This window comes from Streptomyces niveus, from assembly GCF_001723055.1.
Lineage (GTDB): Bacteria > Actinomycetota > Actinomycetes > Streptomycetales > Streptomycetaceae > Streptomyces > Streptomyces niveus.
Genome location: NZ_MDCR01000557.1, coordinates 1 through 1790 on the forward strand (window position 1 = coordinate 1; position 1790 = coordinate 1790).

Here is a 1790-nt window from a genome sequence, read left to right on the forward strand (position 1 = left end):
CCGAGCCAGGCCCAGGCGCCCGCGCCGACCGCCACCGCGCCGAGCGCCGAACTCCCGCCGATGGCAAGGAGCTTGCGGCGGGACATGGCCGGCGGGGTGGCGGCGGCGTCACTCGGACGGGTGTCGGCGAGTGCGTGTTCCGGCGGGACGGGGAGGCGGTACGGCCGGACGTGCCAGACGCTCCCGACGAGGCGGGCGATCTCGCCGAGCAGCAGCTCGGGGAGACGGTCGGCGAACGGGCGGTGTACGTCTTCGAGTCCGGCGGCGAGTTCGGCGGCCAGCCCGGTCGTGGTGGGGCGGTCGGTGGGGTTCTTCGCGAGGCAGCGGGTCAGGACCGGCAGCAGGGCCGGCGGGACCCCGGTGAGGTCGGGGTCGGCGTACCGCACGCGGTACAGCAGGTCGGCGGGCTGCCCGGTGCCGAACGGACCGTGGCCGGTGGCCGCGTGGACGAGAACACCCGCGAGGGCGAAGACGTCACCGGCGGAGGTGTGTTCCCGGCCGGTCGCCTGCTCGGGCGACATGAAGGCGGGGGTGCCGGCGGCGGACCCGGTGCGGGTGAGGTGGTCGTCGCCGATGGCGCGGGCGATACCGAAGTCGATGACCTTGGGACCGTCCGCCGTCAGCATGATGTTGGAGGGCTTGAGGTCGCGGTGCACGACGTCCGAGGTGTGGAGCTGGGCCAGCGCCGCGCACAGCAGCCCGCCCAGCGCGCGTACGGCCGGCTCGGGGAGCGGGCCCGCGAGGGTGACGGCGTCGTCGAGGGGCGGGCCGAGCACGTACTCGGTGGCCAGCCAGGGCGTTTCGGCGAGCGGGTCGGCGTCGAAGACCTGGGCGCCGTGGACGGGGCCGATGACGCGGGCCGCGTCCACCTCCAGCCGGAAGCGGGTGCGGAAAGCGGGGTCGGTGGCCAGCCTGGCGTGCATCGTCTTCAGCGCCGCCGTACGGCCGGTGGCCGACCGGGCGAGATAGACGGTGCCCATGCCGCCGCTGCCCAGGCGGGCGATGAGGCGGTAGGCACCGAGCCGGTGCGGGTCGTCGTGCGTGAGCGGGGAGAACATCAGCCGCCGGTCCGGGGCAGGGACGCGGTGGGCGGGAGTTCGGCGGCGAGGACGTGCGCCGACTGGCGGGCGAGTGCGGTGACCACGGCGGCCGGGAGCGGGATCGGGGCGGCGGTGTCCAGGACCGTCGCGGGCGCGGCGCTCTGCGCCAAGGGCCCACTCGTGGGCGACTCCAGCTGGGTGAGGAGCTGCTCTGCCCGGGGACGTCTCGCGGGATCGCGGGAGAGGCACGCCACGATCAACTCGGCCAGCGATGGGGGCAGTTCGCCGCGTTCGGGGACGGTGTGCCCGGTGGCCGCGTACGCGAGGACAGCCCCCAGCCCGTACACGTCGCCCAGTGGGCGGGGCCGTCCGCCGTCCGCCTGTTCCGGGGCGAGGGCGCCGGAGTCCAGCCCCGGCAGACCGCCGCGCCGCTCGCCGTCCGGGGCGGCGGCGCGTACGGCTCCGAAGCAACCAAGGCGCGGGCCCTCGGTGGTGAGCAGTACGGCGTCGGGGGACAGGCCCGCGTGCGTCACACCGTGGGTGTGCGCGGTGGTCAGGGTCCGGGCGACGGCCGCGCCCAGGGCGCGTACGACGTGCTCCGGCAGGGGGCCGCCGTGGGCCAACAGGGCGGCGGGGAGCGGGAGTACGGGGACGTACGGCGACGAGGACCAGGGGAGGCCCGCCGGCTCGCCCTGCCGGGGCTCCAGCCGGTCGAGGAGGTCGGCGGCGCGGCGGGCCTCCCCTGGTCCT

Annotated in this window: 2 protein-coding genes; both read right to left on the minus strand. The window is 76.4% G+C overall.

What is annotated here, in order from left to right:
• On the minus strand, window positions 1-1058 hold a 1058-nt coding region (locus BHU15_RS37530), incomplete at its 3' end, for a serine/threonine-protein kinase (RefSeq protein WP_141726991.1).
• Window positions 1058-1790: protein kinase family protein (locus tag BHU15_RS40735; RefSeq protein ID WP_069631145.1), on the minus strand; the 733-nt coding region annotated here is incomplete at its 5' end. The genes BHU15_RS40735 and BHU15_RS37530, both read right to left, overlap by 1 nt.